The organism is Pararhizobium sp., assembly GCF_035497515.1.
Classification (GTDB): Bacteria; Pseudomonadota; Alphaproteobacteria; order Rhizobiales; family Rhizobiaceae; genus Pararhizobium.
The window spans coordinates 1-3,049 of record NZ_DATJDJ010000061.1 but is presented as its reverse complement, the minus strand read 5'-3'; the positions used below and the strand labels follow the sequence as shown (position 1 = coordinate 3,049).

The 3,049-nt window shown below is 60.0% G+C and carries 2 protein-coding genes and 1 pseudogene; all 3 read right to left on the bottom strand.

Translation table 11 applies throughout. The features are described from left to right. Positions 1–108: 108 nt before the first annotated feature. Entirely contained in the window at positions 109–1,818 is a 1,710-nt protein-coding gene (gene leuA / locus VL202_RS07005; RefSeq protein WP_325463412.1) for a 2-isopropylmalate synthase, read from the bottom strand. 385 nt (positions 1,819–2,203) lie between these two features. Continuing rightward, complete coding sequence (locus VL202_RS07000; protein WP_056334381.1) at positions 2,204–2,785, bottom strand: ATP-dependent Clp protease proteolytic subunit; 582 nt, start codon at positions 2,783–2,785, stop codon at positions 2,204–2,206. A gap of 144 nt (positions 2,786–2,929) precedes the next feature. Beyond that, a pseudogene (locus VL202_RS06995) lies at positions 2,930–3,049 on the bottom strand (NADPH-dependent 7-cyano-7-deazaguanine reductase QueF); the annotation flags it as partial.

The following is a 3,049-nucleotide window of genomic DNA, read 5'->3' as shown; positions in this document are numbered from 1 at the left end:
CCCTCGCAGAGACCGTATCGACCTCCATATGAACTTCGGTGAAATCATCGTGAAGGCCGCGCCATGGGCGCAGCCTCTACAACCTATGGAGAGCAGGCTCCGGCTCGATTAAGCCGACGTTTGTTCCAACAGCCTGTTTGCCGCCGAGACGATGGCTTCCAGCGACGCGCCGACGATATTGGTGCTGATGCCGACGCCGAACAGCTTGCCGCCGGGATGCTCGACCTCGACATAGGCGATGGCCGCGGCATTGGACCCATGCTGGAGCGAATGCTCGGAATAGTCGGCGACCGACATCTCGATACCGATATACTGCGACAGGGCATTGATGAAGCCGTCGATCGGGCCGGTCCCCCTGCCCTCGATCTGCTTTGCCTCGCCATTATCGGTGATATCGGCGGTCACAAGCCGGACGCCCTTGTGTTCACCGAGCGGATAGGTGTGGTGATCGACGAAACGGATGCGCCCGCCCGGCTGATCGACATAGCGCTCGATGAAGCGCTCATGGATCGCCTTCGACGGCAGTTCCTTGCCCTCTTCGTCGGTGATGCGCTGGATGTCCTCGCGGAATTCCACCTGCAGGTTGCGCGGCAGGTTGATGCCGTAGTCCTGCTGCAGGATATAGGCGATGCCGCCCTTGCCGGATTGCGAGTTGATGCGGATGATCGCCTCGTAGGAACGGCCGACATCCTGCGGATCGATCGGCAGATAGGGCACCTCCCAAAGCGGCTTGTTGGCGACCTTGATCGCCTTCATGCCCTTGTTGATGGCATCCTGGTGCGAGCCGGAAAAGGCCGTATAGACCAGTTCGCCGACATAAGGATGACGCTCCGGGATGATCATCTGGTTGGAATATTCGAAGACATCCTTGATCCGCTGGATATCCGAGCAATCCAGTTGCGGATCGACCCCTTGCGTGAACATGTTGAGCGCCAGGGTGACGACATCGACATTGCCGGTACGCTCGCCATTGCCGAAGAGCGTGCCCTCGACACGGTCTGCGCCGGCCATCAGGGCGAGTTCGGTGGCGGCGATACCGGTGCCGCGGTCATTGTGCGGATGGACCGAGATGATCAGGCTCTCGCGATTGTCGAGATTGCGGCACATCCATTCGATCTGGTCGGCATAGACGTTGGGGGTGGCCATCTCGACGGTCGAGGGCAGATTGAGGATCAGCTTGTTGTCCGGGGTCGGCCGGATGATCTCGGTGACCGCGTTGCAGATGTCCAGCGCGACCTCCAGTTCGGTGCCGGTAAAGCTTTCCGGCGAATATTCGAAGCGGAAGCCGCCACCAGCCTTGGCCGCCATGTCGGCGATCATCTTGGCGGCATCCGTGGCGATCCGCTTGATGCCGGCCACATCCTTGGCGAAGACCACGCGGCGCTGCAATTCGCTGGTGGAATTGTAGAAGTGCACGATCGGCCGGGTGGCGCCCTCGAGCGCCTCGAAGGTGCGGGTGATCAGTTCGGGCCGGCACTGGACCAGGACCTGCAGGGACACGTCCGCCGGAACATTGCCTGCCTCGATGCACCAGCGCGCGAAGTCGAAATCCGTCTGCGAGGCGGAAGGAAAGCCGATCTCGATTTCCTTGAAGCCCATGTCGAGCAACAGCTGGAACATCCGTGCCTTGCGGTCGTGGCCCATCGGATCGACGAGCGACTGATTGCCGTCGCGCAGGTCCACCGAGCACCAGATCGGCGCCTTGGTGATCGTCTTGCCCGGCCATGTCCGGTCGGCGATATTGATCTGCGGATAGGGCTGGTACTTGACCGCTGCCTCGGGCATGCCCTGCTTGACGGTATGGGATTTCATGATCATCGCGGCTTCTCTTCGTCTGTGAGGCGCATGGCCCGCCTGCAATAACCGATCATCGGTCGCATGGCGATGGCAAATGCCGGCTCTCTGGTTCTTTTCGGTTCTGAAATTCAGGGAAGGCAAGGAGCTGGGGCCGGTGGGCTTTCGTCCACCGGGCGCTCCTTCAAAGAACCCGGCAACCGCGTGTAAGGCCGAGAAGAAGAAGCGAGGTAAAGGCGCGCGAACGTTCCGCAAAGGCGATTTGCCCGCGGGAAACCTGCTCGACGATGTTGGCGCCTGTCTTCGACATGGGACGTGTATAACCGCAGAAGAAACGAAGGGCAAGGCCGACATGAAAAAGGCGCCTGCCGAAGCAAGCGCCTTCAATTCTAATGCACCGGTGAACAAATCAGATATCAGCCTGCGACGTCACGATCCGCGAAACCAGGCCGTAGCTCTTGGCTTCCTCGGCAGAGAGCCAGTAGTCGCGGTCCGTATCCTTGGCGATCTTCTCGTAGGACTGACCGGTGGCTTCGGCGAAGATCCTGTTCAGGCGCTCGTTCATCTTGATGATTTCGCGTGCCTGGATCTCGATGTCCGAAGCCATGCCGCGGGTGCCGCCCGACGGTTGATGAAGCAGGAAGCGGGTGTTCGGCAGGCAGATACGCCGTTCCTTCGGAGCAGATACATAGATCAGCGCGCCGGCGGAGGCGACCCAACCGGTACCGATCATCCAGACCTTCGGCTTGATGAACTTGATCATGTCATGGACGGAATCGCCAGATTCGACGTGACCGCCGGGCGAGTTCACGTAGACGCGGATGTCTTCGTCGCTGGCTGCTGACAGCGCCACGAGTTGCGTGTTGACCTTCTGCGCCAGTTCCTGCGTGATCGGGCCATAGATGAAGATCGAACGCGACTTGAAAAGGTTCGCCTCCGTTTCCTTGCCGAGCGGCAGTTCCTTTGTCTTGTCGTCGTCTTCTTCGTTCATGCGAAGTCTCCCGCAAAATAAATCAAATGTCCTGCCGCTGTCAGATAAGGCGACTCGACTGTGAAAACAATGCAACAAAAGCGGATGCCGGCGAAAGGCCAAACACAGACGGTCTTGCGGCATGGTAAAGATCGCCAGCTTGCCTCAGCCGCGGCCGCGATAGGGCGCGACGCCCTGGTCCGGCAGCCACAGATCCTCGGGCGGTTTTCCCGTCTGCCAGAAGACATCGATCGGAATATCGCCGCGCGGATACCAGTAGGCACC